We start from the raw sequence: 23,474 nt of genomic DNA on the forward strand, positions 1-23,474 counted from the left end.
ATGTTATTTACTGATGAATTACGTAACCATGTTGGCGAACTAGTGCAAGTTGTGACAGCTGTAGAAATCATTGCAGGCGTTCTTTTATCTGTGACGGATGGGGCAGTAATTGTTCGTACTTCTCCTTCTTATGGACCACCAGAAGATGTAGTTGTGCGTATTCCTATTATTGCTTATGTTCGCTTGGAAGGGTAAGAGTGATACAAGTATGAGAGTGTCAGTTGTTATTCCAGTGCATAATGAAGCAAGTACTTTATCAAAAGTTTTAGTAGAGGTAAGAAAGCTCGAACCATATGAAGTTATCATAGTAGATAATGGATCTACAGATGGGACGAAGGAAATAGCATTACAGCATAATTGCCGTGTAATTTATTATAGAGATTCTCTTGGTAATGATGTGGGACGGGCAATTGGTGCTAGAGAAGCAAAAGGTGAGATTGTTTTGTTTTTAGATGGTGATATCGTCATGAAAAGTGAAGAATTATACAATTTTATTAAAGGAATACGACAAGGGCATGAGATTGTTTTAAATAATTTAACATGGTCCGTTTACTTGAAGATGAGACCGCATTATACGACGGTTGGAAAATATATGTTAAATCGTTATTTGAACAAGAAAGAGTTTGTTGTAGGATCTTTAATTGCAATACCACATGCGATAAGTCGTAAAGTGATTGAAAAACTGGGGTGGTGGAATTTAGCAGATCCAGCATTATTTCAAGCGATGGCGATGTCTAGAGGAGTAGATATTTCTGATATGGCTTCAGTTGATGTCATCTACACAAATAAAGTTCGACCTGTGCATACTGGTACATCACCTGGCTCTCCTTATCCGAAAGCGACTAGTCGTATTATGGGTGATCATTTGCGAGCTTTACAATACGTAATCGAAACATATGGTAAACGCGGTGGTTTTTCAGAGAACAATAGAGATAGAGAGTTTGTAGGAAAGTATAAACCAGTTTTATTACAAAAGAATAAAGCGAAATATAGTGCCATTATCCCAGTATCAGAAGAGAAAATAACCATAAGGTCTGTTATAAAAGAAGTGAAAGAAGCAGGTGTAGATGAAATTATAGTTGTCGCGAATGGAGCAGATGTTGAGACTGTTAAACAGGCAAAGCTAGAGAATGTTATTGTTGTTGAATTTACGAAGGCGCTTGGACATAATGTAGCACGAGCAATAGGTGCCATGCATGCTACGGCAGATATTTGTTTATTCGTTGATAGTGATCTTGTTATTCCAGCAAAAAAACTCACTCTATTTTTACATGCTGTTGAAGATGGAAATGACGTGGTGTTAAATGATTTACAATGCTTATTAGATATGTTTCATCCAGCAGATCCAATTAGTATGGGAAAATACTTTGTGAATTTGATAGCGAAACGACCAGATTTATGGAATAACTCACTAACTGCTGTACCACATGCCATTCATAAGAAGGTAATAGAGAAAATAGGATATGATTCCCTTATCATTCCGCCATTAGCACAAGTGAAAGCTATTTTAGAAGGATTCTCTATTACAACAGTAGAGTTAGTAGATGTTATAAAAACAAATCGCGTACGTCCAGAGCAACACGAATTTGTAAATGGGCGTATTTCAGCATTTGATCGTATTTTCGGTGATCAACTTGAAGCGGTTGCGTATTTATTACAATGTACGGACGAACGTGGTGGTTTTACAGATGGAGATAGAGATAGAGATGTAATTCAACAATTGAGAAGGGAAGAAGAGAATACAAATGAATAGTAGTAAAGTAGCTATTATTGGGCTAGGGTATGTTGGCCTTCCTTTAGCGGTACATTTTGCAGAAAGAGGGCATACAGTACTTGGATTAGATAAAGATATTAGAAAAATAGACTCAATTATAAAAGGAGAAAGTTATATTCCGGATGTTTCTTCTAAAGAGTTACAAAGTTTATTGACGAAAAAAAAATTAACAGTAAATACACCGGATCAAGGCATTGCTGATTTTCAAAATAGTGATTATGTTATTGTCACTGTCCCGACTCCAATTAATGAACAAAGAGAACCAGACTTAAGTGCCCTCATTTCAGCTTCGCATTATATACAACAAAACCTTCAAAAAGGACAAACCTTCATTTTTGAAAGCTCCACATATCCAGGCACACTTGAAGAAGTCATCCTACCTATTATTTCTCAAAATGGTAAAAAGGTAGGGGAAGATTTCTATATCGGATATTCCCCTGAGAGAATTGATCCAGCAAATAGTCAATATTCAGTTCAAGCTATTCCAAAAGTTATTAGTGGACAAACAGAAAAGTGTAAACAAAAGGTAAAGGATTTATATAGTACCATTTTTGACGAAGTTGTACCTGTTAGCTCTCCGAAAGTAGCAGAGATGTGCAAGCTATTTGAAAATATTCAGCGCTTAGTTAACATTTCTTTAGTAAATGAACTAAACACACTATGTGAAAGTTTAGGCATTGATTTTTATGAGGCCATTGAAGCGGCATCTACAAAACCATTTGGGTTTACTCCGTATTGGCCAGGGCCAGGGATAGGGGGACACTGTATTCCCGTAGACCCTTTATATTTTCAATGGAGAATAAAAAAGAATGGGGCAATTAGTCAATTAATTGAGGCTGCACATATAATTAATGAAGAAATGCCAGAGAAAATGGTCCGCAAAGTAAAAAGTGTGGTGCAATCACCCGCAACGGTGTTAATTGTAGGGATTGCGTATAAAAAAGATGTAAATGATTTGAGAGAATCACCAGCGTTACCGATTATTCAATTATTAAGAAATCAAGGATACGAGATAGAATATCATGATCCTTATATTTCTTTCGCGGAAATTGGAGATAAGGTGTACCAATCTGTTTCTTTAGATGAAGAAAAAGTTAAAAAAGCGGATTGTATTTTAATTTTAACGGATCATTCTAATATTGATTGGAAGCTTTTTAAAGGAATGGATCGAGTAATAGATACACGCGGGATTGTAAAGAAGGTGAGTAAATGAGTAAGAAATGTTTAATTACAGGTGGGGCCGGATTTATCGGGTCGCATTTAGCTGAAGAGTTGATGAGAAGAGGTTATGAGGTCACTGTTGTGGATAACTTTTATAAAGGTAAAAATAAGTACCATAAAGAGTTAATGAAAGAAATCCGTGTTATTCCAATAAGTGTTTTAGATAAAAATTCTATTTATGAATTAGTAGATCAGCATGATGTCGTGTTTCATTTAGCAGCAATTTTAGGTGTGAAAACAACAATGGAAAAAAGTATAGAGCTCATAGAAACGAATTTTGATGGGACAAGAAATGTTTTACAAGCAGCGTTAAAAGGAAAGAAGAAAGTAGTTTTTGCTTCTACTTCAGAAGTATATGGTAAGGCCAAGCCGCCTTTCTCTGAAGAGGGAGATCGATTGTACGGGGCAACTTCTAAAATTCGTTGGAGTTATGCAGTTTGTAAAACGTTGGAAGAGACATTATGTTTAGGGTACGCATTAGAAGGTTTACCAGTAACGATTGTTCGATACTTTAATATTTATGGTCCAAGAGCGAAAGATGGTCCATATGCAGGAGTAATCCCGCGATTTATCCGCGCGGCACTGCAAGGAGAAGACATTCTCGTATATGGAGATGGAAAGCAGACACGTTGTTTTACGTATGTAAGTGATGCGGTAGAGGCAACGATTCGGGCAATGGATGAGAAGGTAAATGGTGAGATTATTAATATAGGTTCTGAGAATGAAAAGAGCATAAAAGAAGTAGCAGAAGTAATTAAAAAATTAACGAATTCTTCTTCGAAGATTGTCCAAGTGCCTTTTGAAGAAGTATATCCTCATGGTTTTGAAGAAATTCCAAATAGAAGACCAGATGTAACAAAATTAAAAGAGCTTGTTCAATTTCAGGCGAAAGTAACGTGGGAAAACGGATTGAAGGAAACAATTAAGTGGTTTCGTGAACAAAACAATGGCTAAGTCATTATCTGTTATTATTCCTGCATGTAATGAGGTCGATACGATTTCAGACGTTATTCAATCGGTAAGACCATTAAATCCAGTAGAAATCATTGTAGTAGCAAACGGTTGTAATGATGGAACAGAAGATGTTGCAGATCGTTTAGGGTGTAAAGTAATCAAGCATACAGAGCTACTAGGGAACGATGTTGGACGTGCAGTCGGCGCAAAACATGCGATAGGTGATGTATTACTATTTATAGATGGTGATTTTGCTATTCCAACTTCAAAATTAAAATTATTCCTTAATCCGATTTTATACGATCAGGCAGATGTAGTTTTAAATAATTTGGATGCATTATTTTTAAAAAGGCAAAAAACCACTTCTATTACAGTATGGCGCCAAATATTAAATGCAATGTTAGAGCGTGAAGAATTAAAAATGAATTCTTTATTAGATGTACCTCATGCGCTGACGAAAGAAGTCGTTCAAAGCATCGGATATGAATGTTTTGTTAATCCTATTGTGGCTCATTTACGCCTAGTTCAAAGTAAATGGAGAATTAGTCGTCATTGTGCTATTGACGTTATTACGCCGAATAAATTTCGTCCATTCCAGCATGTTGCATATGGGACAAATCTTTCCCAATCTGAAAAAAGAATGATAGGTGATCATATAGAAGCAGTAGCAGAACGGATATTAAGCAGTGATGAGCGCGGAGGATATTATGATGGAAATAGGAAAAGGGATAGTGTCTATCATACTTTAAGTTTTGAAGAGTTTTATCAAGGGTGGGGTGTTACATCTGATTTCTATAAAGGAAAGCAACTATCGGTTGTTATTCCCGTACAAGATGAAGAGAAAACAATTGGAAACGTTATAGAAGAGCTTCGCAAAATTGAACCCTTCGAAATTATCGTTGTCGTAAATGGTTCGTCAGATAAAACGAAAAAAATTGCAAAAGACAAAGGGGCAACGACAATTGTATATAAAGAAGCACTCGGAAATGATGTGGGGCGCTCACTTGGAACGTATTTTGCAAAAGGAGAAATTGTGTTATTTATAGATGGCGATTTTGTTATTCCAGCGAGTGAGCTATATCCTTTTGCGAAAGCTATTGCAGATGGAACAGATGTTGCATTAAATGATCTAAATCATTATTTAGATTTAAGAGTACCGCTTCATCTTGTAACTGCATTTAAATATGCATTAAATTTAGCTTGTGATAGAAAAGATCTAGGCGTAGGCTCTCTTATCGCTGTACCGAATGCGTTTAGCCGTAAGTGTTTGAAAGAAATTGGGTATAGATCTTTACTGGCGCCGTGTGTAGCCCAAGTGAAAGCTATTCTTTCAGGATTTGAAGTTGCATGTGTAAGTCGTGTTGAGGTCGATAAGATGAACCGTATTCGTCCCAGTGAACATTTTGCTAAAATAGGTCATCCACCAGCTGTACTTCGAATTATAGGTGATCATATAGAAGGACTAGATCAAATAATTGCATTAACAGACAATCGTGGCGGATTCTATGATGGCAATAGAAAAAGAGATGTTTTATAGAAGTAACAAAAAAAGTGTACAACATGTGTACACTTTTTTGTTCTGTTATAAAAACTATAACAGATTAGGAGATAAGAGTATTACAGCTCTACAATGGGTATTGTTCTTATATTACAAAATAGGACTCGTATATAAGGATACCAAAAAAATACAATTAAGGAAAGGGTTAATTTTAAAGACTTTTAAATGAAGTTAACACTATATATATAGTAGTTTGCTCAACATTTCACAAACATGTCACAACTATTTCGTTCACTTTCGTAAAAAAGTAGTATTCTAAGTGTGTAAGCTGTTATATAAAAAATCTTAGTCCTGTACTAATCAAAAATGGAGGAGATTAGGATGACTCAAGTATTAGAAAATGTTAAAAACGCATGGGAAAACTTTAAAGGTGAAAAATGGAAAGCAGAGATTGATGTTCGCGATTTCATTTTAAATAATGTAAACGTTTTCGAAGGGGACGAATCTTTCTTAGCAGAAGCAACTGAAGCAACGAAACAACTTTGGGATCAAGTAATGGATTTAACAACGAAAGAACGTGAAAACGGTGGCGTTCTTGATATGGATACAAAAATTGTTTCTTCTATTACATCACATGACCCAGGATACTTAAATAAAGATATTGAAAAAGTAGTCGGTTTCCAAACTGATAAACCATTTAAACGTTCTTTACAACCATATGGTGGTATTCGTATGGCAGAACAAGCTTGTGAATCTTATGGATACGAAATGGATAAAGAACTTAGTCGTATTTTTAGAGAGTGGAGAAAAACTCATAACCAAGGTGTATTTGATGCATACACACCAGAAATGAGAAATGCACGTAAATCAGGTGTTATTACTGGTCTTCCAGATGCATACGGACGTGGACGTATTATCGGTGACTATCGCCGAGTAGCGTTATATGGTATTGATCATTTAATTGAAGCGAAAAAAGCTGATTTGAATTTAACTGGTGGTGTAATGAGCGAAGATACAATGCGTTTACGCGAAGAGTTATCTGAGCAAATGCGTGCACTTCAAGAGTTAAAAGAAATGGCTGCTTCTCATGGCTTCGATATTTCTAAGCCAGCAACAAATGCACAAGAAGCATTCCAATGGTTATACTTCGCATACCTTGCAGCGATTAAAGAACAAAACGGAGCTGCAATGAGTCTTGGACGTACTTCTACATTCTTAGATATTTACATTGAAAGAGATTTAGCAAATGGTACTTTAACAGAAGAAGAAGTACAAGAAATTGTCGATCACTTCATTATGAAATTACGTCTTGTGAAATTCGCAAGAACACCTGATTATAATGAATTATTCTCTGGTGACCCAACTTGGGTAACTGAATCTATCGGTGGTATGGCATTAGATGGTCGTCCATTAGTAACAAAGAACTCATTCCGTTTCTTGCATACATTAGATAATTTAGGACCAGCTCCAGAACCAAACTTAACTGTTCTTTGGTCTAAACAATTACCAGAGAACTTTAAAAACTACTGTGCGAAAATGTCTATTAAAACATCAGCAATTCAATATGAGAATGATGACATTATGCGTCCTGAATACGGCGATGATTACGGTATTGCATGTTGCGTATCTGCAATGAGAATCGGTAAACAAATGCAGTTCTTCGGAGCTCGTGCAAACTTAGCCAAAGCATTATTATATGCGATTAACGGTGGCAAAGATGAAAAGTCAAAAGCACAAGTTGGTCCTGAGTACGCACCAATTACTTCTGAAGTATTAAATTATGAAGAAGTTATGCATAAGTTTGATATGACAATGGAATGGTTAGCGGGTCTATATTTAAACACATTAAATGTTATCCATTACATGCATGATAAATATAGCTATGAACGTATTGAAATGGCACTTCATGATACAAACGTTCTTCGTACAATGGCAACAGGTATCGCTGGTCTATCTGTAGTAGCAGATTCATTAAGTGCAATTAAGTACGCAAAAGTAAAACCAATTCGTGATGAAAATGGTATTGCAGTTGACTTCGAGATTGAAGGAGATTTCCCTAAATACGGTAACAATGATGATCGTGTAGATGAGATTGCTGTAAATCTTGTAAAAACATTTATGAATAAACTTCGTAAACATAAAACATACAGAAACTCTGTTCATACAATGTCAATCTTAACAATCACATCTAACGTTGTTTACGGTAAGAAAACTGGTAATACTCCAGATGGCCGCCGTACTGGAGAACCATTTGCACCAGGTGCGAACCCAATGCATGGACGCGATACAAAAGGTGCATTAGCTTCATTATTATCTGTGGCTAAATTACCATATGAAGATGCACAAGATGGTATTTCTAATACATTCTCTATTATTCCGAAAGCACTTGGTAAAGAAGATGATGTACAAGTACGTAATTTAGTATCAATGCTTGATGGCTATGCAGTAAAAGAAGGGCACCACTTAAATATTAACGTATTTAACCGTGAAACATTAATGGATGCAATGGAACATCCTGAGAAGTATCCACAATTAACAATTCGTGTATCTGGTTATGCTGTAAACTTTATTAAATTAACTCGTGAACAACAAATTGATGTAATTAACCGTACAATGCATGAAAGCATGTAAATGAAAAAAGGTGTCCCTTCGCTCTTAATATATAGCGAAGGGAGGCTGTTTCAATAAAGGAGGAAGTAACATGGTAAAAGGAAGAATACATTCTGTAGAGTCTTGTGGTACTGTTGATGGCCCGGGGATTCGTTATGTCATATTTACACAAGGGTGTTTATTACGTTGTCAATATTGTCATAATGCTGATACGTGGGAAATCGGTAAAGGTAAAGAAATAACAGTTGAAGAAGTGATGCAGGATGTGACATGTTACCTTCCATTTATTGAAGCTTCCGGAGGCGGTATAACAGTTAGCGGTGGAGAGCCATTATTACAGCTAGACTTTTTAATTGAGTTGTTTAAAAAGTGTAAAGCGGCTGGTATCCATACAACAATCGATTCTTCTGGTGGTTGTTATTCTGAGGAACCAGAATTCCAAAATAAGCTAGATATTTTAATGGATTATACAGATTTAGTTTTATTGGATCTGAAACATATCGATTCCAAAAAGCATCGTAAATTAACAGGGAAACCAAATGAACATATTTTACAATTTGCTCGTTATTTATCGGATAAGAATAAACCGATTTGGGTACGACACGTATTAGTTCCTGGTGTTACGGATAATGAAGAGGATCTACAAAAACTATCTAGCTTTATTCAAAGTCTGTCTAATGTTCAAAAAGTTGAAGTGTTACCATATCATAAGCTTGGTGTATATAAATGGGAGGCGCTTGGACACAAGTATCCACTCGCAAATGTAGAACCACCTACTGAGAAAAATGTAGAACATGCTAAATATATTTTACAAGCGGTCTAATCCAAATATTGGATTAGGCTTTTTGCTTTCTTTACAATAAAATCTAGAGTATATATTGATAAAAGAGTATACTGAAAGTAGAATATCCATAATTTTGTACGGAATAAATGGAGAAATTTACATAATTGTAAAGGGAAATCAAAATAGTAAAAAGAATTAAGAAGTAAAAGAGTGAGTATCATGGAATAGAGAACATTTGTAAGTTATTGCGAAAGCTCTTATAGGAAAGTATAATGTAAAGATATGAGCACAGATAGGATTAAGGGGTCAATCTTATATGCTTTGCATATCCACGACAGGTACATAGCTGAAAGGGAATTATTAGAATCTGTTTATGTAATTTTTAAGGAAAATGTTTTTCCTATTGTCGTATATGCAATATGGAGAAACAAAAAGCTAGGAGTGGATTTGTTTGATAAAAAACCCCAAGGTTTTAATATTAACTGCACATTACGGTAATGGTCATGTGCAAGTAGCAAAAACATTAGAACAAACATTTCGCCAAAAAGGAATTGAAGATGTTATTGTATGCGACTTGTTTGGAGAATCACATCCATTTATAACTGACATTACAAAATATCTATATTTAAAAAGTTATACAATAGGAAAAGAATTATATCGTTTGTTTTATTACGGGGTAGAAAAAATTTATGATAAGAAAATAGCATCTTGGTATGCGAACTTTGGAAGAAAACGTTTGAAAACACTATTACAGGTGGAGAAACCAGATATTGTAATTAATACATTTCCAATTATCGCTGTACCAGAATTGAAGAAACAAACAGGTATTTCAATTCCTGTCTATAACGTATTAACGGATTTTTGCGTGCACAAAATATGGATTCATCGAGAAGTAGATCGTTATTTTGTTGCAACGGATCATGTGAAAGAATTGATGGTTGATATCGGTGTACCTGCGGAACAAATTGTTGAAACAGGAATTCCAATTCGGAGTAGTTTTGAGTTAAAGGTAAATCCAGAAATCATATATACTAAATATCAGTTATGTAAGAATAAAAAGATTTTACTAATTGTAGCAGGTGCTCATGGGGTATTAGGAAATGTAAAAGAACTATGCCAATCATTTATGTCAGTGCCTAATTTACAAGTAGTTGTTGTTTGTGGGAAAAATGAAGCTTTAAAACAGGATTTATTAAGTTTACAGAAGCAAAATTCCGATGCATTAAAAGTGTTTGGGTATGTTGAAAATATTGATGAATTATTCCGTGTTACTTCTTGTATGATTACGAAGCCAGGCGGAATAACATTAAGTGAAGCAGCAGCGTTGCAAGTACCTGTCATTTTATATAAGCCTGTTCCAGGACAAGAAAATGAAAATGCGATGTACTTTGAAAGAAAGGGAGCAGCAGTTGTCATTCGCGATGATAGTGAGGTTTTTGCAAAAACAGAGGCATTATTACAAGATGATGTGAAGCTTCTTCAAATGAAAGAAGCAATGAAAAGCATCTATCTTCCAGAGCCAGCTGGTCATATTGTAGATGCAATTTTGGCAGAAAATCATGCAGAACCGCGTCATATACCTATTAAATCACCTGCTCTTGCACAATCTTTTACTTAATATGAAACCCTCTTTGTATATGTAAAGAGGGTTCTTTATTATTTTTAAAGAAAATTCAGCCAGTTATCCACAAAAGGATTGCGCTTTCATTAAACAGTAAAGTCGGAATATTAACAACTATATCCACATTGTCCACAATTTTTAGAAAAATATCCACAATTAAAACAGCTGATATATGCTTTAATATAGAAAAATATTAAATGTTTTTGAAAATTACTAACAATTCTGTTGGTTTTGTGGATAAAGTTGTCCACAGCAAAAAAAGCCCCTTATGTATAAGGGGCTTTTTTGCTTACTTTTATCAATCGAGAAAATTATGTAATGAAAATGAATAATTAGGGGGGAAACTTCTAATTATTCATTTTCACTTTAAATGCTTTTCGAGCGATATCCTGCTGCACGATCTGCTTTTTGAAATTCGCGTTGATAGAGAACTTCTTGTGTACTAGATAATGTGTTTTTTGCTTTATCACGTTTCTTTTTATCCATTACAAATCACCTCGTGTCTTAAAGTTACTATTTATCGTTTCCAAAGACATGAGGGGATATACGCATATGGAAAATGTTAATGATTGATTATCATTTCAGAAAATTTAGATTATGCTTCTTTTAATTGATGAGCATCTTGGAAGGTTGTATCTCGCATTGTAGCAAGTGTGTATTGATCTTTTGGAATTTCATATAAGTTATATACTTCTTCGTTTGCGTTAATTTCATCATATACGGCTTTTCTTGTTTCGTTTGCTAGATTCACATATTGCAGTTTTTCTGCAGCTTTAATAGAACGAATATTTATTTTACGAATACGCATGAAAATTGTTTCAATATCTAATTCATAGAAAAGTTCACTAAAAAATGAATCTTTTGCCAATTTATTATAGCCTTTTCCATGATATGGTTTGCCAAGCCATGTCCCGAGAAATCCAGCTTTTTCTTGCACATCAAATAAAGTAATTGTTCCGATAGGGTTACCCCATTCATCTAAAATTGTGCGTGAAATTAATTCACCACGCTCTTCAGCTTCAATCGTTTGTTTTGTTAAGAATAAATATTCTTCATAAGAATAAGCCTTTTGACGCACAAAAGGGAAGACAGCTGGATCCACCATTAACTCGTATAGAACGTGGCTGTCGTGTAAGTCGCGTTTTTTCAACATACTAACTCCTCCTCACACGAGGGTAGCATGACGAAAAAACACCCCACCCTCGAAATTTTTATATCAATCTTTAAAAAATTTCGGGGTGGGAATCGAACCCACTAGAACCAGTTTCTAACGCTGGTGGCGCACCATTTGCCTTCCCCATTCATCAATTTGAAAATGATAATCACGACACAAATTGATTATGGTTTCATTCAGTTTATAATCGTATAATACTTTATCTAGTCAAAAAAATAAACTAGTTTTTTTTATTTTTTTTGTAAATTATTTTTCCATCAATCATAGTTAGTACAGGCTTGGCTAAATAATGGAAAGGATGATGAGTCCATAACACGAGATCGGCGTCTTTTCCAACCTCGATGCTTCCAATTCTATCCTCTAAACGCAAATTTCGCGCTGGGAATATGGTAATTCCTTCTAGTGCTGTTTTCTCGTCTAATCCTTCTCTTACTGCGACAGCGGCACAAATATTTAAATATTGAATGGGTGTATAAGGATGATCTGTTGTTATAGAAACTTCCACACCATTTTTAGATAATATATGGTAAGTATCCCATGTCTTGTTTTTTAGTTCGATTTTAGAACGACGTGTCAGAGTGGGACCAACTGAAACCTTCAAATTATGTTTCGAAAGCTCTTCAACAAGAAAGTGTCCTTCTGTACAATGTTCAATACGTAGATCGAGGTTGAATTCCGTTGCAAAGCGTAGCGCAGAACTAATATCATCTGCTCGGTGAGCGTGGATACGTACGGGTATTTCACGACGTAATGCTTTTAAAATAGGAAGCATTCGAAAATCAGCTTCGTGCCCGTAGTGTTGTGCTTCATAGAATGATTCCCGAAGTAACCCCATAATCCCCATACGTGTAATGGATTCTTTTGTTCCATTACTATGGACTTTTTTAGGATTTTCTCCAAAGGCAATCTTTAAACCAGCAGGTTCTTGAATAATCATATGATCAATACAAGTTCCAGCTGTTTTTATTACACAAGTAGTCCCCCCGATAATATTTTGACTGCCAGGCATAACGTGGACGGTTGTAATTCCGTTTTGTACAGCGTCTTGAAAGGCGATATCCAAAGGGTGGATTCCATCTAAAGAACGAATATGTGGTGTTGAAACTTCAGATGTTTCATTGGCATCATTTCCAGCCCAACCAGTGCCTTCATCATAGAGACCAAGGTGAGTATGGACATCAATAAAGCCAGGTAAGAGATGGAGTGCTCGTGCATCTATAACGGTCATATCTTGAGTAGGTTGAATAAAAGGTTTGACCTCGGTAATTCGCTCTCCTGTAACGAGTACATCGCCTTGAAACTTTTGAGATGTAATAGGGTATACAATGGCTTGTTTGAGCAATATTTTCATAGGTACCTCATTTCTGTTACTTTATAATGCTAATGGAAGTTAAGGGAAAGTAACTGAAAGGTTATTTGTATGGTAATGCTTCGGATCCTAGAAAATGGAAGTTTTGAAAGAGCCCATGTAAAATTGTGTTTTAGAAGTACTACATTGTATGCGAAAGTATATTTTGTAATGCATGGTCTATTGCCGGAAATGTGTATTGGTATCCATGTTCAATTGCCTTAATGGGTAATACACGTTGCCCTTCTAGTACAAGTATGCTCATTTCACCTAATAAAGTTTGAATGATAAATGAAGGTACAGGCAACCAATGAGGCTTGTTCATTATAGTTGCAATGTTTTCTCCAAATTCCTTCATTCTTATGGGTGTTGGTGCTGTCATATTAAGAGGACCATCAATTTCTTTTTTGTGTATGATGAAATCCATCATACGAACGACGTCGTCTATATGAATCCATGATAACCATTGCTTCCCAGAACCAATGGTGCCGCCGATATAGAATTGATAGGGAAGTAGCATTTTTGGAAGAGCTCCTCCATTTGCACCTAATACGACTCCAAATCTTGCGTAGATTGTTCGTATTCCGAGAGAACGTGCTTTAGATGCTTCTTGTTCCCATGAATATACTGTATTTGCTAAAAAGTCATTTCCAGGAGTCTCATGCTGTTCTGTAAAAGACTCTATTTCAGATGTTCCGTAGTATCCAATAGCACTTGCGTTAATAAATGTGTGTGGCTTTGTATGGAGTCCCTGCAATTGTTTAATGAGTCCTTTTGTTGTTTGAATTCTACTGTTTAAAATGGCTTTCTTTTGTTGCTTTGTCCATCTACTATTAATAGACTCTCCGGCTAGATTAATAACTACATCAATAGAAGAGAGGGGGAAGGTTTGTAAATCTGGTGTCCATTGAACATACTGAAGGTTAGGGTCGGAAGTTTCAGTAGTTTTTTTTCGTGTGAGAATGTAAACAGTATATCCTTTTTGAATAAAAAAAGTAGAAAGGGATTTACCGATAAAGCCTGTACCACCAGAAATTGCGATTTTCACAAGTATTTCCTCCTCATTATATATATTCTTGAAAAGAAAAAATGTTCCTCGACTATGTTAAAATAATAGAGAGGTGAGAGTATGGCTGTCATTACAAAAATAGAAGTACAAAAACGATCGAAAGAACGATTTAATATTTATATTGATAAAGGTCAAGGCGAAGAGTACGGATTTAGTGTGGATCAAGTAATCTTAATAAAACATGGATTACAAAAGGGCTTAGAAATTGATGAAATCGAGTTAGGGAATATTTTGTACAATGAAGAAGTACAAAAAGCATATTTACAAGCAATCTCCTATTTATCCTATCAAATGAGAACAAAACAAGAAATAGAAGATTTTTTACGAAAAAAAGAAGTGGGACAGGCCATCATCTCTGAAGTCGTTTCGAAATTATTACATGACCGATATATTAATGATAAAGAGTATGCTGTTTTATATACGCGAACGCAAAGTAATGTGAATCGAAAAGGTCCAACTGTTATTAAAAGAGAGTTATTAAATAAAGGTGTTCAGGATTTAATTATTACACATAGTTTACAAGAATATCCGAAGGAAAAGCAAATTGAGAATGCCTTGTTTCTCATAGAGAAGAAGAAAAAATCTTATCAAAAACATTCTTTTTTACAAATGAAACTAAAGTTAGATGAGATGCTTGTTCGAAAAGGATATTCTAGAGAAGTAATTCAAATTTGTTTGGAAGAATTGAAAGACGAAAAAGATGACGAAAAGCAACAAGAAGCGTTACACTATCATGGGAATAAATATTATGAGAAATATAAGAAGCATGATGGATGGACATTTGAAAACAAGATGAAACAAGCGTTATATCGAAAAGGATTCTCTATTGATGAAATCGAGATATTTTTGCAAATGAAACGCGAAGAGGAATGAGGAGAATAAGATGAATATGCCAAAACGCTACAGTGAAATGACACCGCATGAGCTAAGGGAAGAAATTGGCGCTTTGAAGGAGCAAGCAGTAAAAGCTGAGCAGCTTGGGATTGTCAATGAATTTGATGTATTAATGAGAAAAATGGCAATGGCTCGTGCTTATATGACGGATATAAACAAGTTCCATATTGGTGAAACATATGAATTAGTAGAAGAACCTGGTGTATTATTTAAAATTACGTATTTCAATGGGGTATTTGCTTGGGGATATAAGCAAAATGATAATGAAGAGATTGGCATACCAATTTCCTTATTGCAAGAAAAATAAAAACCAGAGAGCACATATCTCTCTGGTTTTCATCTTTGGTAGGCGTTAAAGGAGATAGGAGATTCTAAAATTGGCGTTTTTTACATTCATTTGCCAATATAATGAGAGACTGGGTTTGTTGCGTCTGTCCGTTAACTTGCGCTTTCGCATGTTTTGGACGAGTCCACGTATGGTTAAATAATTCAGAACGACTATCTAAGCGATCACGGTAGCTCATCTTTATCACCTCGTGTAGGAAGTTAATTTAATTTGTACTACTCTTCCTGCTGATTTGCAGCACGCATACGTTCTTGTGGGTGCGTGTTAATTGTGCCGTTAGGTCGTTTCGAAGCGAAGCGTGATTTCGCTTTCGGTTGACCGTCGATTTTGCTGTTGTTTTTTGACTCAGACCAAAATTCGGCTTGTTTACCCATTGCGAACGCCCTCCTCATTATCGGTTGATACCTTTTTAAGAAGTATCAATTATAGAATGTGCAAAATTGAAGAAACTATCCTTTAGAAATGAAGGGATAAATAGGTAAAAGGAGATTATAATATGAATGATATTTATGAAACATTAACGAAAGAATTATTAGACAAGAATGACAAGCTTTCTTACGCACAAGCTCGTGCGTGGGTTGAGTTACTATGGGAAGATTTTCAAACAACTTATGCAAAATCAGGTCGTTATCAAGGCGATGAAATGACGGAACAAGTGGTACGATCATGGATTAATAATCATGGTGTACGCCTTCATGAAATGCGGACAAATAATCCGAAGTATAGTCATTTAATTAATCAAGAAGATCATTTGAAACATTAAAAAAAGCGACTTAAGTCGCTTTTTTTAATGTGGAAGTAATTCCAGTTTTTTTCGAAGCTTTTCTTCACTAAAGATCCATCCTGTATAGGAATTAATAATATTTAAATTGTGGTCGAGCTGAACGATTGCAACAAATGGATAATAATCTTTACTTCGATATCGTAAATCAATGAATCGTACTTCATAATAATGGTCATGATCAAAAATATCCCAGCGATATACAGGAGAGAAAGATAGGAAGGCTGAGATGTTTTCATCTTGTTTAGCTGCTCGCATAATATTGTTGTCTGGGAACGGTACCCGATCGAACTTGTCATATATCATGATGTTACCACGGTGCCATCTCGCAACGTAGTAATAATCAGCCGTAACGACTGCTAAATGGTAATGATAAAATCGGTAAGAAGGAGAAATGATAATCTTTTCGACATTTTTGAAACGTTTGTGTACAACGCTTCTTATATTTCTGTGCATCATAATCCGTCCGATATAGTAAACAATCATTAATATATATGCCGCTAAAGCTGTATATCCCTTATGAGAACCGACTAGCATGCAAGCAATTGCAAGTATATGGATAAAGAAAATTACGGTATCGAATGTATTAATTATGCCAAGTGCGACCCATTTTTTTGTGAAAGGTCGTAATGCTTGTGTACCATAGGCGTTGAAAATATCTACAAAGACGTGAAGAAAGACGGCAATAAATGACCAAAGTAGTAGATGAAGATATGGAGCTTCTGAAAAGAAGGCGAAAGAGATGCCACTTATAAGGAATGACCAAAGAATTACCGCTGGAATAGAATGAGTAATCCCACGATGATTTCTTATATATTTAGCGTTATTACGCAATTTTAGAACTGTGTCAATGTCAGGAATGTTGGAACCAGCAATTGTAGCAAGCATAACAGCTTGGGGGCCAATATCACTTTGTGCTATGGCTGGATCTAATGTTGCTAAGCTACCTAAAGTGATACCCATAACAAGGTGAGTGGCTGTGTCCATAGAAATCCACCTCCGTTTTTTATTAATGTAACTCTTTTTATTCGATACCTCAAGTCCTTTGCCTTCTATTTCCTATGTCATCTTACTTAAATTTTTTCCTAAAATCTTTATAATAGTACTTATATGCAAAAAAATGAGGGGGATCAAGTTTGACACTTGAAATACTAAACAATTTTAATATAGAGCAGTTTCAAAATGATTTAATTGGTTGGTTTGAAGAAGAACAGCGTGACTTACCGTGGAGAAAGAATAAAGATCCATACCGTGTTTGGGTTTCTGAAATTATGTTGCAGCAAACAAGAGTAGAAGCTGTAAAACCATATTACGCAAATTTTATGGGGAAGTTTCCTACACTTGAAGCGTTAGCGAACGCAGATGATGAAGAAGTATTAAAAGCATGGGAAGGTTTAGGATATTATTCTAGAGCACGTAATTTACATGCGGCAGTAAAAGAGGTAAAAGAAGTATACGGCGGGGTTGTACCAAGTGATGTAAAGAAAATTGAAAAGTTAAAAGGAGTAGGACCATATACAAAAGGTGCTATTTTAAGTATCGCATATGGTATACCAGAGCCGGCAGTTGATGGAAATGTTATGCGTGTATTATCTCGTATTTTATCAGTATGGGATGATATTGCAAAACCAAAGACTCGAAAAGTTTTTGAAGAGATTGTACGTGAAATTATTTCAGTAGAAAACCCATCTTATTTTAATCAAGGATTGATGGAATTAGGTGCATTGATTTGTATTCCTAAAAATCCATCGTGCTTACTTTGTCCTGTGCGTGAGCATTGCAGAGGATATGCTGAAGGTGTTCAAAAAGAATTACCAGTAAAAAGTAAAGCGAAAGCTCCTAAAATGGTACCTATTGTTGCAGGCGTACTTCAAACTGAAGACGGTCGTTACGTTATTAATAAACGTCCAAGTACAGGTTTGTTAGCTAACATGTGGGAGTTTCCTAATGCTGAACTTGGAGAAGGTATTCGAAATCAGAAGGAACAGCTTATAGATTATATGAAAGAAAAATTTGAGCTCGAGGTTTCTATTGATGAATACGCAATGAATGTACAACATACGTTTACACATCGTACTTGGGATATATTTGTATTTTACGGAAAAGTAACCGGTAATATTGTTGATACAGATACATTAAAATTTGTATCGAAAGAGGTATTTGAGCAATTACCTTTCTCAAAATCACACCGTACTATTTATGAAAATTGTGTGGAGAAAATTACAATGCAATAAATAAAAAAGTGTTCCCAATCTAGGGAACACTTTTTTAATCGTAAGAAATTTTTGTCCCATGAGTCCAACTAGCTTCACCTTCTTGTAAGCCGCCTCTTGATTCAATTTCTACTACAATTTCTTTGTAAATACTCTGCCCTTCTACATTTAAATAAGGCAGAACCTGTTGTAGTGAGTGATGAAAATAAGCTAATTCATCTTCTTTCCATTCATTTTTTGAAATCATCGTTAGTTCAGTCATATCGCGTCCTATATACATATTTCCACCTCCATTTCTTATAGTTTGAATAAGTAACAAAAGATATATGCGGAAATTATTCAAAAGAAAATTACGGATAGCTTCTAAGTGAATTGGTTACATTATTGATTGTGGAGGTGAGAAAGATGAGTAAAAAACAACAAGGTTATAACAAGGCAACTTCTGGTGCTAGCATTCAAAGTACAAATGCTAGTTATGGTACAGAATTTGCTACTGAAACAAATGTACAAGCAGTAAAACAAGCAAACGCACAATCAGAAGCAAAGAAAGCACAAGCTTCTGGTGCACAAAGTGCAAACGCTAGTTATGGTACAGAATTTGCAACTGAAACAGACGTGCATGCTGTGAAAAAACAAAATGCTAAGTCAGCTGCAAAACAATCACAATCTTCTAGCTCAAATCAGTAATGAAAGAAAAACACTTCTCTAATTCGGGAGAAGTGTTTTCTTTTTGCGTGGATCGTTGTAATGAAAAGAAAGCGAACGACATAACTTCTAATAAGTCAACAAATGTAGTCAAAGGAGAAGGAAGTTAACAATTAGAATTATGTAATTAGGAATAATAACTGATGAATAAGTCCAAAAGGGGGTAAGTAATGAACGATTTTGATAAGTTGGTAGGGGAGCAATTAGAAACGATGGATGAATTGTTAAAGTTACAAGCACATCTAGAGAAGTATCAACAAATTGAAATGAATGAAAAAGATACGTGCGATAAAAAAGAACTGCATTTTATCCGCCAGGAAATATATAGAACAGAAGTAGCGTTGAAGATGTTACATGAGAAATTTGAAGAGCAAACGAATAGTGTAATTCAATCTTTTGCAACTGAAAAAATGATTTCAAATTTAGGATAAGATATATTGTTATCTTTAGGTGAAAAGTCCTTCTTTGTATGGAAATAGAGAAGGGCTTTTTCTATTACATGTCCTCGCTTATAAATAATACAGTACAATCCTTTTATCTCCTAAGAAGCGGTGGGGCATAGTATTCAACGATAAACCTCCTACATATTCAGTTTGAAAAATAGAGTCTTATCCCTTTAGTTTTAAAATTTCGACAAAAAAGTTATAATAGAAAAAAAGTGAATGCCGTTCAAAGGGCATTTGCAGTTGAAAGAAGGGAGCATATATGGGATTTCCCAAAGAAGGAGAAAAAGTACAAATACATAGTTATAAACATAATGGCTCCATTCATAGAATGTGGGAAGAAACAACAATTTTAAAAGGGACACAGAGTCTTGTAATCGGAGCGAATGATCGTACAGTAGTTACAGAATCGGATGGCCGAACATGGATTACTCGTGAACCAGCAATTTGCTATTTTCATGCCAACTATTGGTTTAATGTGATTGGGATGCTTAGGGAAGATGGCGTATATTATTATTGTAATTTAAGCTCACCTTTTGCGTATGATCCTGAAGCATTAAAGTATATTGATTATGATTTAGATATTAAAGTATATCCAGATATGACATATACGCTTCTAGATGAAGATGAGTATGAAAAACATAGTGAAATTATGCAGTATCCACCTGTTATTGATACAATTTTAAAACGAAATGTAGCACATTTAACACAGTGGATTCATCAAAGAAAAGGTCCATTTGCACCAGATTTCGTAGATATGTGGTATGAACGATATTTAATGTACAGAAATTAAAACAAACCTGCAGGGGGCTTCCCGGCAGGTTTGTCCTATTAGAGGGGGGATTATGTGCAAGGCATAAAAAGATATTTACAATTTGTTAAACCATATCGGTGGCTTATTGCTATTACAATTATTATTGGACTAGTTAAGTTCGGTATCCCACTTATTATGCCGTGGTTATTAAAGTATATTATCGATGATGTAATTCAAGGCGCTGGCTCACTTCAAGATAAAACATCTCAATTAATAACAGCGATTGGAATTGCTTTCTTTATTTTTGCGGTATTAAGACCACCGATTGAATATTATCGTCAATATTTCGCCCAACGTATCGCAAATACAATACTGTATGATTTGCGGAAGCATATTTTCGGTCACTTACAAAAGTTAAGTTTACGTTATTACTCCAATACAAAAACAGGGGAGATTATTTCGCGTGTCATCCATGATGTAGAACAAACGAAAGATTTTGTAATTACTGGTTTGATGAACGTCTGGTTAGATACTGCAACAATTGCTATTGCTATCATTGTTATGTTTTCTATGAATATAAAATTAACATTTGTTGCGTTATTGATTTTACCTATTTATGTAATTGCAGTGAAATATTTTTTCGGACGTCTTCGGAAATTGACGAAAGAGCGTTCACAAGCGTTAGCGACGATGCAAGGGTATTTGCATGAACGTATTCAAGGAATGCAAGTGACACGTAGCTTTGCGTTAGAAGAGTATGAGGGGAAGCAGTTTGAAAAAAGAAATAATGAATTTTTAACGAAAGCATTAACCCATACAAGTTGGACGGCAAGAACATTTTCGGCAGTAAATACGTTAACCGATTTAGGTCCGTTACTTGTGATTGGTTTTGCAGCATATGAAGTAATTCAAGGACAGTTAACGCTAGGAACGATGGTAGCTTTTGTTGGATATATGGATAGTTTATATAGTCCGCTTCGCCGCCTTGTTAATTCATCTACAACATTAACACAATCTTTTGCATCGATGGACCGTGTGTTTGAACTGTTAGATGAAAAATACGATATTGTTAATGTGCCAAATGCGGTACAAACGAAAAAATTAAATGGAGAAATTGTATTTGACAATGTTTCTTTTCGTTATAATGTAGATGAAAAAGAGATATTACACAACTTGTCATTAACTATGCAGCCTGGAGAGAAAGTAGCGCTTGTAGGAGCAAGTGGGGGAGGAAAGTCATCTCTTGCTAGTTTGATCCCGCGTTTCTATGATGTTTCTGAAGGCACGGTTTATGTAGATGGCATAGATGTAAGAAAGTATAATATGAGAAATTTGCGTAGTCATATTGGAATTGTACTGCAAGATAATTTATTGTTTAGCGATACAATTGGAGCTAATATTTTATATGGAAATCCGAAGGCTACAGAGAAAGAGGTGATTGCAGCTGCTAAAGCTGCGCAAATTCATGATTTTATTATAGACTTACCAGATGGTTATAATACTGTCGTTGGAGAACGTGGTGTGAAGCTATCGGGCGGGCAAAGACAACGCGTGGCAATTGCACGAGTGTTTCTAAAGAATCCTTCGGTACTTATATTAGATGAAGCAACTTCAGCATTAGATTTAGAAAATGAAAGGTATATTCAAGAGGCGCTTCAGACGTTAGCTGCTGACCGGACAACGATTATAATTGCACATCGATTAGCGACGATTACGCATGTTGATACGATTATTTACATTGAAGACGGTGAGATTAAAGAGACTGGTTCTCATGAAGAGTTAATGCAAAAAAGAGGATTTTATTACAATTTATATCAACTTCAACATATAACAGAAACAGCTCCTTTAGCATAAAAGGAGCTGTTTTTTTATTCGTCTTCTTTTTTATCATCGATTTGGAGTTCTTTTTCTGGTTTATGGTATGTGTAGAAGCTATCTACAAGCAAATCTAAATGCTCTACTTCTTCACTATAGTTAATGATGGAAGAAATAAGAGGGAAGAGATGTAACCATGTTTTATATGCTTCTTCATCGTCTTTATTTTGATATTCCATAAAGATATCAATTAATTCTTGTTTACCTGTTTCAACTTCATCAAGCATTTCGACTGATTGTTGTTTTTTTGCTTTACCAATAAATTTTAATAAAACTTGTTCATGATAATGCGTTAATGAGTCAAGTTCGTTTTGGATAGATTCCTGAAATTCTTCCGGCATATAGCGCAGTTCATTTTCAGTACGGTGTAATGATTTTAACGTACTTAAAGCACGGCTTGTTGTCGCTAACATTTGTCTGAATAAAACGAGCTTACGAATTTTTGCGAACTTTACTTTTTTCGTGTAGCTTCTTTCTTCTTTATACAGCAAATAGTAATGGTTTAGTTTGATCATTTTTTCTTTCATACGATCAATATCAGTTTTTAGCGTTGTAAAATCAGAAGCCTGCCTGCTATTCATTCGAATCCATTTTACAATTTCTTCTGTATTATCAACGATACGATGATAAAGTTTTGTTTCATATTTTGGCGGCATAAATACTAAATTTACAAGTGAAGCCGCAATAATACCAATCATAATCGTCGCAAATCGAAGTAAGGCAAAACTAAAGAAATCTTCGCCTTGATACTCCATAATGGCGATAACTGTTACTAAAGCAATTGATATTGTGTTTTCTAATCGTAATTGTAATGTAAGAGCAATTACTAATATACATGTTAATCCAATAATAAAAGGATTATGTCCAAAAGCAGTAGCAAATGCGATAGCAAATATCGCACCAATTACATTTGCTTGAATTTGTTCAAGTGCTGTTAAATAAGAACGGTATACAGACGGTTGAACAGCAAAGATAGCTGAAATTCCCGCAAATACCGGACTCGGTAATTGAAGTAAAATACAAGCAAATAAAGCTAACGTGATGGCAATACCCGTTTTTAAAATGCGAGCACCAAGTTTCATACCCTTAATAAGATCCTTTCTCTTGTCATAATGAATGTACAACATGATACTATACATTCATTACAATATGTTAGCAAGTGATATTTTAGTGACGTTAAAAGAAATTAGTGTTCATTTTATCCCGCTAATTGTGAGTAGTAAGATTCACGCCTCAAAATTCAGAAGCTGGATGCCGGTAAACGTCCGATTGGTGTAGGCTAATTAAAGTTTCACTTTATAATTTTTCCTAATTCCTTTTAAACATCAGTTTTTAGTAAAAAAACCTGCTGAATTTCAGCAGGTCTCAAATTGTTACTATAGATTACTATGAGAAGCGTACTTCGTCAAT

At 35.1% G+C, this 23,474-nt stretch carries 26 protein-coding genes; 17 read left to right on the forward strand and 9 right to left on the reverse strand.

The window, feature by feature from the left end; genetic code table 11:
- The 9 genes from BLT20_RS22245 to BLT20_RS22285 all read left to right on the forward strand — a co-directional run bounded on the left by BLT20_RS22245 (nucleotide 1) and on the right by BLT20_RS22285 (nucleotide 10,459).
- Complete coding sequence (locus BLT20_RS22245; RefSeq protein WP_000899469.1) at nucleotides 1-195, forward strand: LSm family protein; 195 nt, start codon at nucleotides 1-3, stop codon at nucleotides 193-195.
- A 13-nt stretch (nucleotides 196-208) separates the two neighbouring features.
- Complete coding sequence (locus BLT20_RS22250; RefSeq protein ID WP_001266466.1) at nucleotides 209-1,753, forward strand: glycosyltransferase family 2 protein; 1,545 nt, start codon at nucleotides 209-211, stop codon at nucleotides 1,751-1,753.
- Nucleotides 1,746-2,987, forward strand: a complete 1,242-nt coding sequence (locus tag BLT20_RS22255; RefSeq protein WP_001088921.1) for a nucleotide sugar dehydrogenase — start codon at nucleotides 1,746-1,748, stop codon at nucleotides 2,985-2,987. The genes BLT20_RS22250 and BLT20_RS22255 overlap by 8 nt, the downstream gene beginning before the upstream one ends.
- Nucleotides 2,984-3,949: an NAD-dependent epimerase/dehydratase family protein gene (locus BLT20_RS22260; protein WP_000037020.1), complete on the forward strand. Its 966-nt coding sequence runs from the start codon at nucleotides 2,984-2,986 to the stop codon at nucleotides 3,947-3,949. Before BLT20_RS22255 ends, BLT20_RS22260 begins: the two co-directional genes overlap by 4 nt.
- Nucleotides 3,942-5,486 carry a glycosyltransferase family 2 protein gene (locus BLT20_RS22265; RefSeq protein WP_061685377.1) on the forward strand — a complete coding sequence of 515 codons (1,545 nt, stop codon included), beginning with the start codon at nucleotides 3,942-3,944 and terminating at the stop codon, nucleotides 5,484-5,486. Before BLT20_RS22260 ends, BLT20_RS22265 begins: the two co-directional genes overlap by 8 nt.
- Complete coding sequence (locus tag BLT20_RS22270) at nucleotides 5,455-5,676, forward strand: hypothetical protein (RefSeq protein ID WP_002094217.1); 222 nt, start codon at nucleotides 5,455-5,457, stop codon at nucleotides 5,674-5,676. Before BLT20_RS22265 ends, BLT20_RS22270 begins: the two co-directional genes overlap by 32 nt.
- 152 nt (nucleotides 5,677-5,828) lie before the next feature.
- Entirely contained in the window at nucleotides 5,829-8,078 is a 2,250-nt protein-coding gene (gene pflB / locus BLT20_RS22275) for a formate C-acetyltransferase (protein ID WP_000195471.1), read from the forward strand.
- Between the two features lie 70 nt (nucleotides 8,079-8,148).
- Entirely contained in the window at nucleotides 8,149-8,880 is a 732-nt protein-coding gene (gene pflA, locus BLT20_RS22280; RefSeq protein WP_000238458.1) for a pyruvate formate-lyase-activating protein, read from the forward strand.
- A gap of 412 nt (nucleotides 8,881-9,292) precedes the next feature.
- A complete protein-coding gene (locus BLT20_RS22285) occupies nucleotides 9,293-10,459 on the forward strand; it encodes a diglucosyl diacylglycerol synthase (protein WP_000594691.1) in 1,167 nt (388 codons plus the stop codon).
- Nucleotides 10,460-10,828: 369 nt separating this feature from the next.
- On the opposite strand, the gene BLT20_RS22290 is transcribed toward BLT20_RS22285, so the two are convergent.
- From BLT20_RS22290 to BLT20_RS22305, 4 genes are all read right to left on the reverse strand, one after another.
- Nucleotides 10,829-10,948, reverse strand: a complete 120-nt coding sequence (locus BLT20_RS22290) for a YfhE family protein (RefSeq protein ID WP_000358482.1) — start codon at nucleotides 10,946-10,948, stop codon at nucleotides 10,829-10,831.
- Nucleotides 10,949-11,057: 109 nt separating this feature from the next.
- Nucleotides 11,058-11,615 (reverse strand): GNAT family N-acetyltransferase, encoded by a 558-nt coding sequence (locus BLT20_RS22295; protein ID WP_000914737.1) that lies wholly within the window; start codon nucleotides 11,613-11,615, stop codon nucleotides 11,058-11,060.
- 241 nt (nucleotides 11,616-11,856) lie between these two features.
- Entirely contained in the window at nucleotides 11,857-12,987 is a 1,131-nt protein-coding gene (locus tag BLT20_RS22300; RefSeq protein WP_000698319.1) for an amidohydrolase, read from the reverse strand.
- A gap of 139 nt (nucleotides 12,988-13,126) precedes the next feature.
- Nucleotides 13,127-14,032 (reverse strand): TIGR01777 family oxidoreductase, encoded by a 906-nt coding sequence (locus tag BLT20_RS22305; RefSeq protein WP_000684382.1) that lies wholly within the window; start codon nucleotides 14,030-14,032, stop codon nucleotides 13,127-13,129.
- 81 nt (nucleotides 14,033-14,113) lie between these two features.
- Between BLT20_RS22305 and recX the strand changes: the two genes are divergently transcribed.
- Together recX and BLT20_RS22315 are read left to right on the forward strand one after the other, a co-directional pair.
- The gene (recX, locus tag BLT20_RS22310) at nucleotides 14,114-14,926 is read left to right on the forward strand and encodes a recombination regulator RecX (protein ID WP_000268502.1); all 813 of its coding nucleotides are present in this window, start codon (nucleotides 14,114-14,116) and stop codon (nucleotides 14,924-14,926) included.
- A 10-nt stretch (nucleotides 14,927-14,936) separates the two neighbouring features.
- Entirely contained in the window at nucleotides 14,937-15,254 is a 318-nt protein-coding gene (locus tag BLT20_RS22315) for a YfhH family protein (protein ID WP_001057020.1), read from the forward strand.
- A 64-nt stretch (nucleotides 15,255-15,318) separates the two neighbouring features.
- Here BLT20_RS22315 and BLT20_RS22320 read toward each other — a convergent pair whose 3' ends face one another.
- Together BLT20_RS22320 and BLT20_RS22325 are read right to left on the reverse strand one after the other, a co-directional pair.
- Nucleotides 15,319-15,471: a YpzG family protein gene (locus BLT20_RS22320; protein WP_000122093.1), complete on the reverse strand. Its 153-nt coding sequence runs from the start codon at nucleotides 15,469-15,471 to the stop codon at nucleotides 15,319-15,321.
- A gap of 37 nt (nucleotides 15,472-15,508) precedes the next feature.
- Nucleotides 15,509-15,667, reverse strand: a complete 159-nt coding sequence (locus BLT20_RS22325) for a small, acid-soluble spore protein K (RefSeq protein WP_000517891.1) — start codon at nucleotides 15,665-15,667, stop codon at nucleotides 15,509-15,511.
- 122 nt (nucleotides 15,668-15,789) lie between these two features.
- Between BLT20_RS22325 and BLT20_RS22330 the strand changes: the two genes are divergently transcribed.
- A complete protein-coding gene (locus tag BLT20_RS22330) occupies nucleotides 15,790-16,056 on the forward strand; it encodes a YfhJ family protein (RefSeq protein ID WP_000998166.1) in 267 nt (88 codons plus the stop codon).
- Between the two features lie 24 nt (nucleotides 16,057-16,080).
- Here the strand turns inward: BLT20_RS22330 and BLT20_RS22335 are convergent, their stop codons facing one another.
- Nucleotides 16,081-17,061, reverse strand: a complete 981-nt coding sequence (locus BLT20_RS22335; protein ID WP_000379111.1) for a metal-dependent hydrolase — start codon at nucleotides 17,059-17,061, stop codon at nucleotides 16,081-16,083.
- A gap of 149 nt (nucleotides 17,062-17,210) precedes the next feature.
- Between BLT20_RS22335 and mutY the strand changes: the two genes are divergently transcribed.
- Nucleotides 17,211-18,308 carry an A/G-specific adenine glycosylase gene (gene mutY, locus BLT20_RS22340; protein WP_000171397.1) on the forward strand — a complete coding sequence of 366 codons (1,098 nt, stop codon included), beginning with the start codon at nucleotides 17,211-17,213 and terminating at the stop codon, nucleotides 18,306-18,308.
- Nucleotides 18,309-18,342: 34 nt separating this feature from the next.
- Here the strand turns inward: mutY and BLT20_RS22345 are convergent, their stop codons facing one another.
- Nucleotides 18,343-18,567 carry a hypothetical protein gene (locus tag BLT20_RS22345; RefSeq protein WP_000275436.1) on the reverse strand — a complete coding sequence of 75 codons (225 nt, stop codon included), beginning with the start codon at nucleotides 18,565-18,567 and terminating at the stop codon, nucleotides 18,343-18,345.
- 125 nt (nucleotides 18,568-18,692) lie between these two features.
- On the opposite strand from BLT20_RS22345, the gene BLT20_RS22350 reads away from it, so the two are divergent.
- The 4 genes from BLT20_RS22350 (at nucleotide 18,693) to BLT20_RS22365 (ending at nucleotide 22,043) form a co-directional block, all read left to right on the forward strand.
- On the forward strand, nucleotides 18,693-18,974 hold the full coding sequence (locus BLT20_RS22350) for a gamma-type small acid-soluble spore protein (RefSeq protein ID WP_000039035.1): 282 nt from the start codon (nucleotides 18,693-18,695) through the stop codon (nucleotides 18,972-18,974).
- Between the two features lie 188 nt (nucleotides 18,975-19,162).
- Complete coding sequence (locus BLT20_RS22355; RefSeq protein ID WP_000997575.1) at nucleotides 19,163-19,423, forward strand: YgaB family protein; 261 nt, start codon at nucleotides 19,163-19,165, stop codon at nucleotides 19,421-19,423.
- Nucleotides 19,424-19,697: 274 nt separating this feature from the next.
- Entirely contained in the window at nucleotides 19,698-20,228 is a 531-nt protein-coding gene (locus tag BLT20_RS22360; protein WP_000506622.1) for a nucleoside tri-diphosphate phosphatase, read from the forward strand.
- Nucleotides 20,229-20,282: 54 nt separating this feature from the next.
- The gene (locus BLT20_RS22365) at nucleotides 20,283-22,043 is read left to right on the forward strand and encodes an ABC transporter ATP-binding protein (RefSeq protein WP_001161599.1); all 1,761 of its coding nucleotides are present in this window, start codon (nucleotides 20,283-20,285) and stop codon (nucleotides 22,041-22,043) included.
- 14 nt (nucleotides 22,044-22,057) lie between these two features.
- Here BLT20_RS22365 and BLT20_RS22370 read toward each other — a convergent pair whose 3' ends face one another.
- Complete coding sequence (locus tag BLT20_RS22370) at nucleotides 22,058-23,146, reverse strand: aromatic acid exporter family protein (RefSeq protein ID WP_000765787.1); 1,089 nt, start codon at nucleotides 23,144-23,146, stop codon at nucleotides 22,058-22,060.
- Between the last annotated feature and the right edge of the window lie 328 nt (nucleotides 23,147-23,474).

This window comes from Bacillus sp. cl96 (genome assembly GCF_900100505.1).
In the GTDB taxonomy this organism is placed as follows: Bacteria; Bacillota; Bacilli; order Bacillales; family Bacillaceae_G; genus Bacillus_A; species Bacillus_A cereus.

Coding starts and splice junctions, on each gene's coding strand:
- BLT20_RS22270 (WP_002094217.1), top strand. CDS start 5,455: ATGATGGCAATAGAAAAAGAGATGTTTTATAGAAGTAACAAAAAAAGT.
- BLT20_RS22325 (WP_000517891.1), bottom strand. CDS start 15,667: ATGGGTAAACAAGCCGAATTTTGGTCTGAGTCAAAAAACAACAGCAAA.
- BLT20_RS22345 (WP_000275436.1), bottom strand. CDS start 18,567: ATGTATATAGGACGCGATATGACTGAACTAACGATGATTTCAAAAAAT.
- BLT20_RS22300 (WP_000698319.1), bottom strand. CDS start 12,987: ATGAAAATATTGCTCAAACAAGCCATTGTATACCCTATTACATCTCAA.
- BLT20_RS22330 (WP_000998166.1), top strand. CDS start 15,790: ATGAATGATATTTATGAAACATTAACGAAAGAATTATTAGACAAGAAT.
- pflA (WP_000238458.1), top strand. CDS start 8,149: ATGGTAAAAGGAAGAATACATTCTGTAGAGTCTTGTGGTACTGTTGAT.
- BLT20_RS22290 (WP_000358482.1), bottom strand. CDS start 10,948: ATGGATAAAAAGAAACGTGATAAAGCAAAAAACACATTATCTAGTACA.
- BLT20_RS22250 (WP_001266466.1), top strand. CDS start 209: ATGAGAGTGTCAGTTGTTATTCCAGTGCATAATGAAGCAAGTACTTTA.
- BLT20_RS22255 (WP_001088921.1), top strand. CDS start 1,746: ATGAATAGTAGTAAAGTAGCTATTATTGGGCTAGGGTATGTTGGCCTT.
- BLT20_RS22265 (WP_061685377.1), top strand. CDS start 3,942: ATGGCTAAGTCATTATCTGTTATTATTCCTGCATGTAATGAGGTCGAT.
- BLT20_RS22360 (WP_000506622.1), top strand. CDS start 19,698: ATGGGATTTCCCAAAGAAGGAGAAAAAGTACAAATACATAGTTATAAA.
- BLT20_RS22350 (WP_000039035.1), top strand. CDS start 18,693: ATGAGTAAAAAACAACAAGGTTATAACAAGGCAACTTCTGGTGCTAGC.
- BLT20_RS22320 (WP_000122093.1), bottom strand. CDS start 15,471: ATGAGCTACCGTGATCGCTTAGATAGTCGTTCTGAATTATTTAACCAT.
- BLT20_RS22245 (WP_000899469.1), top strand. CDS start 1: ATGTTATTTACTGATGAATTACGTAACCATGTTGGCGAACTAGTGCAA.
- BLT20_RS22295 (WP_000914737.1), bottom strand. CDS start 11,615: ATGTTGAAAAAACGCGACTTACACGACAGCCACGTTCTATACGAGTTA.
- BLT20_RS22315 (WP_001057020.1), top strand. CDS start 14,937: ATGAATATGCCAAAACGCTACAGTGAAATGACACCGCATGAGCTAAGG.
- pflB (WP_000195471.1), top strand. CDS start 5,829: ATGACTCAAGTATTAGAAAATGTTAAAAACGCATGGGAAAACTTTAAA.
- BLT20_RS22355 (WP_000997575.1), top strand. CDS start 19,163: ATGAACGATTTTGATAAGTTGGTAGGGGAGCAATTAGAAACGATGGAT.
- recX (WP_000268502.1), top strand. CDS start 14,114: ATGGCTGTCATTACAAAAATAGAAGTACAAAAACGATCGAAAGAACGA.
- BLT20_RS22335 (WP_000379111.1), bottom strand. CDS start 17,061: ATGGACACAGCCACTCACCTTGTTATGGGTATCACTTTAGGTAGCTTA.
- BLT20_RS22260 (WP_000037020.1), top strand. CDS start 2,984: ATGAGTAAGAAATGTTTAATTACAGGTGGGGCCGGATTTATCGGGTCG.
- BLT20_RS22370 (WP_000765787.1), bottom strand. CDS start 23,146: ATGAAACTTGGTGCTCGCATTTTAAAAACGGGTATTGCCATCACGTTA.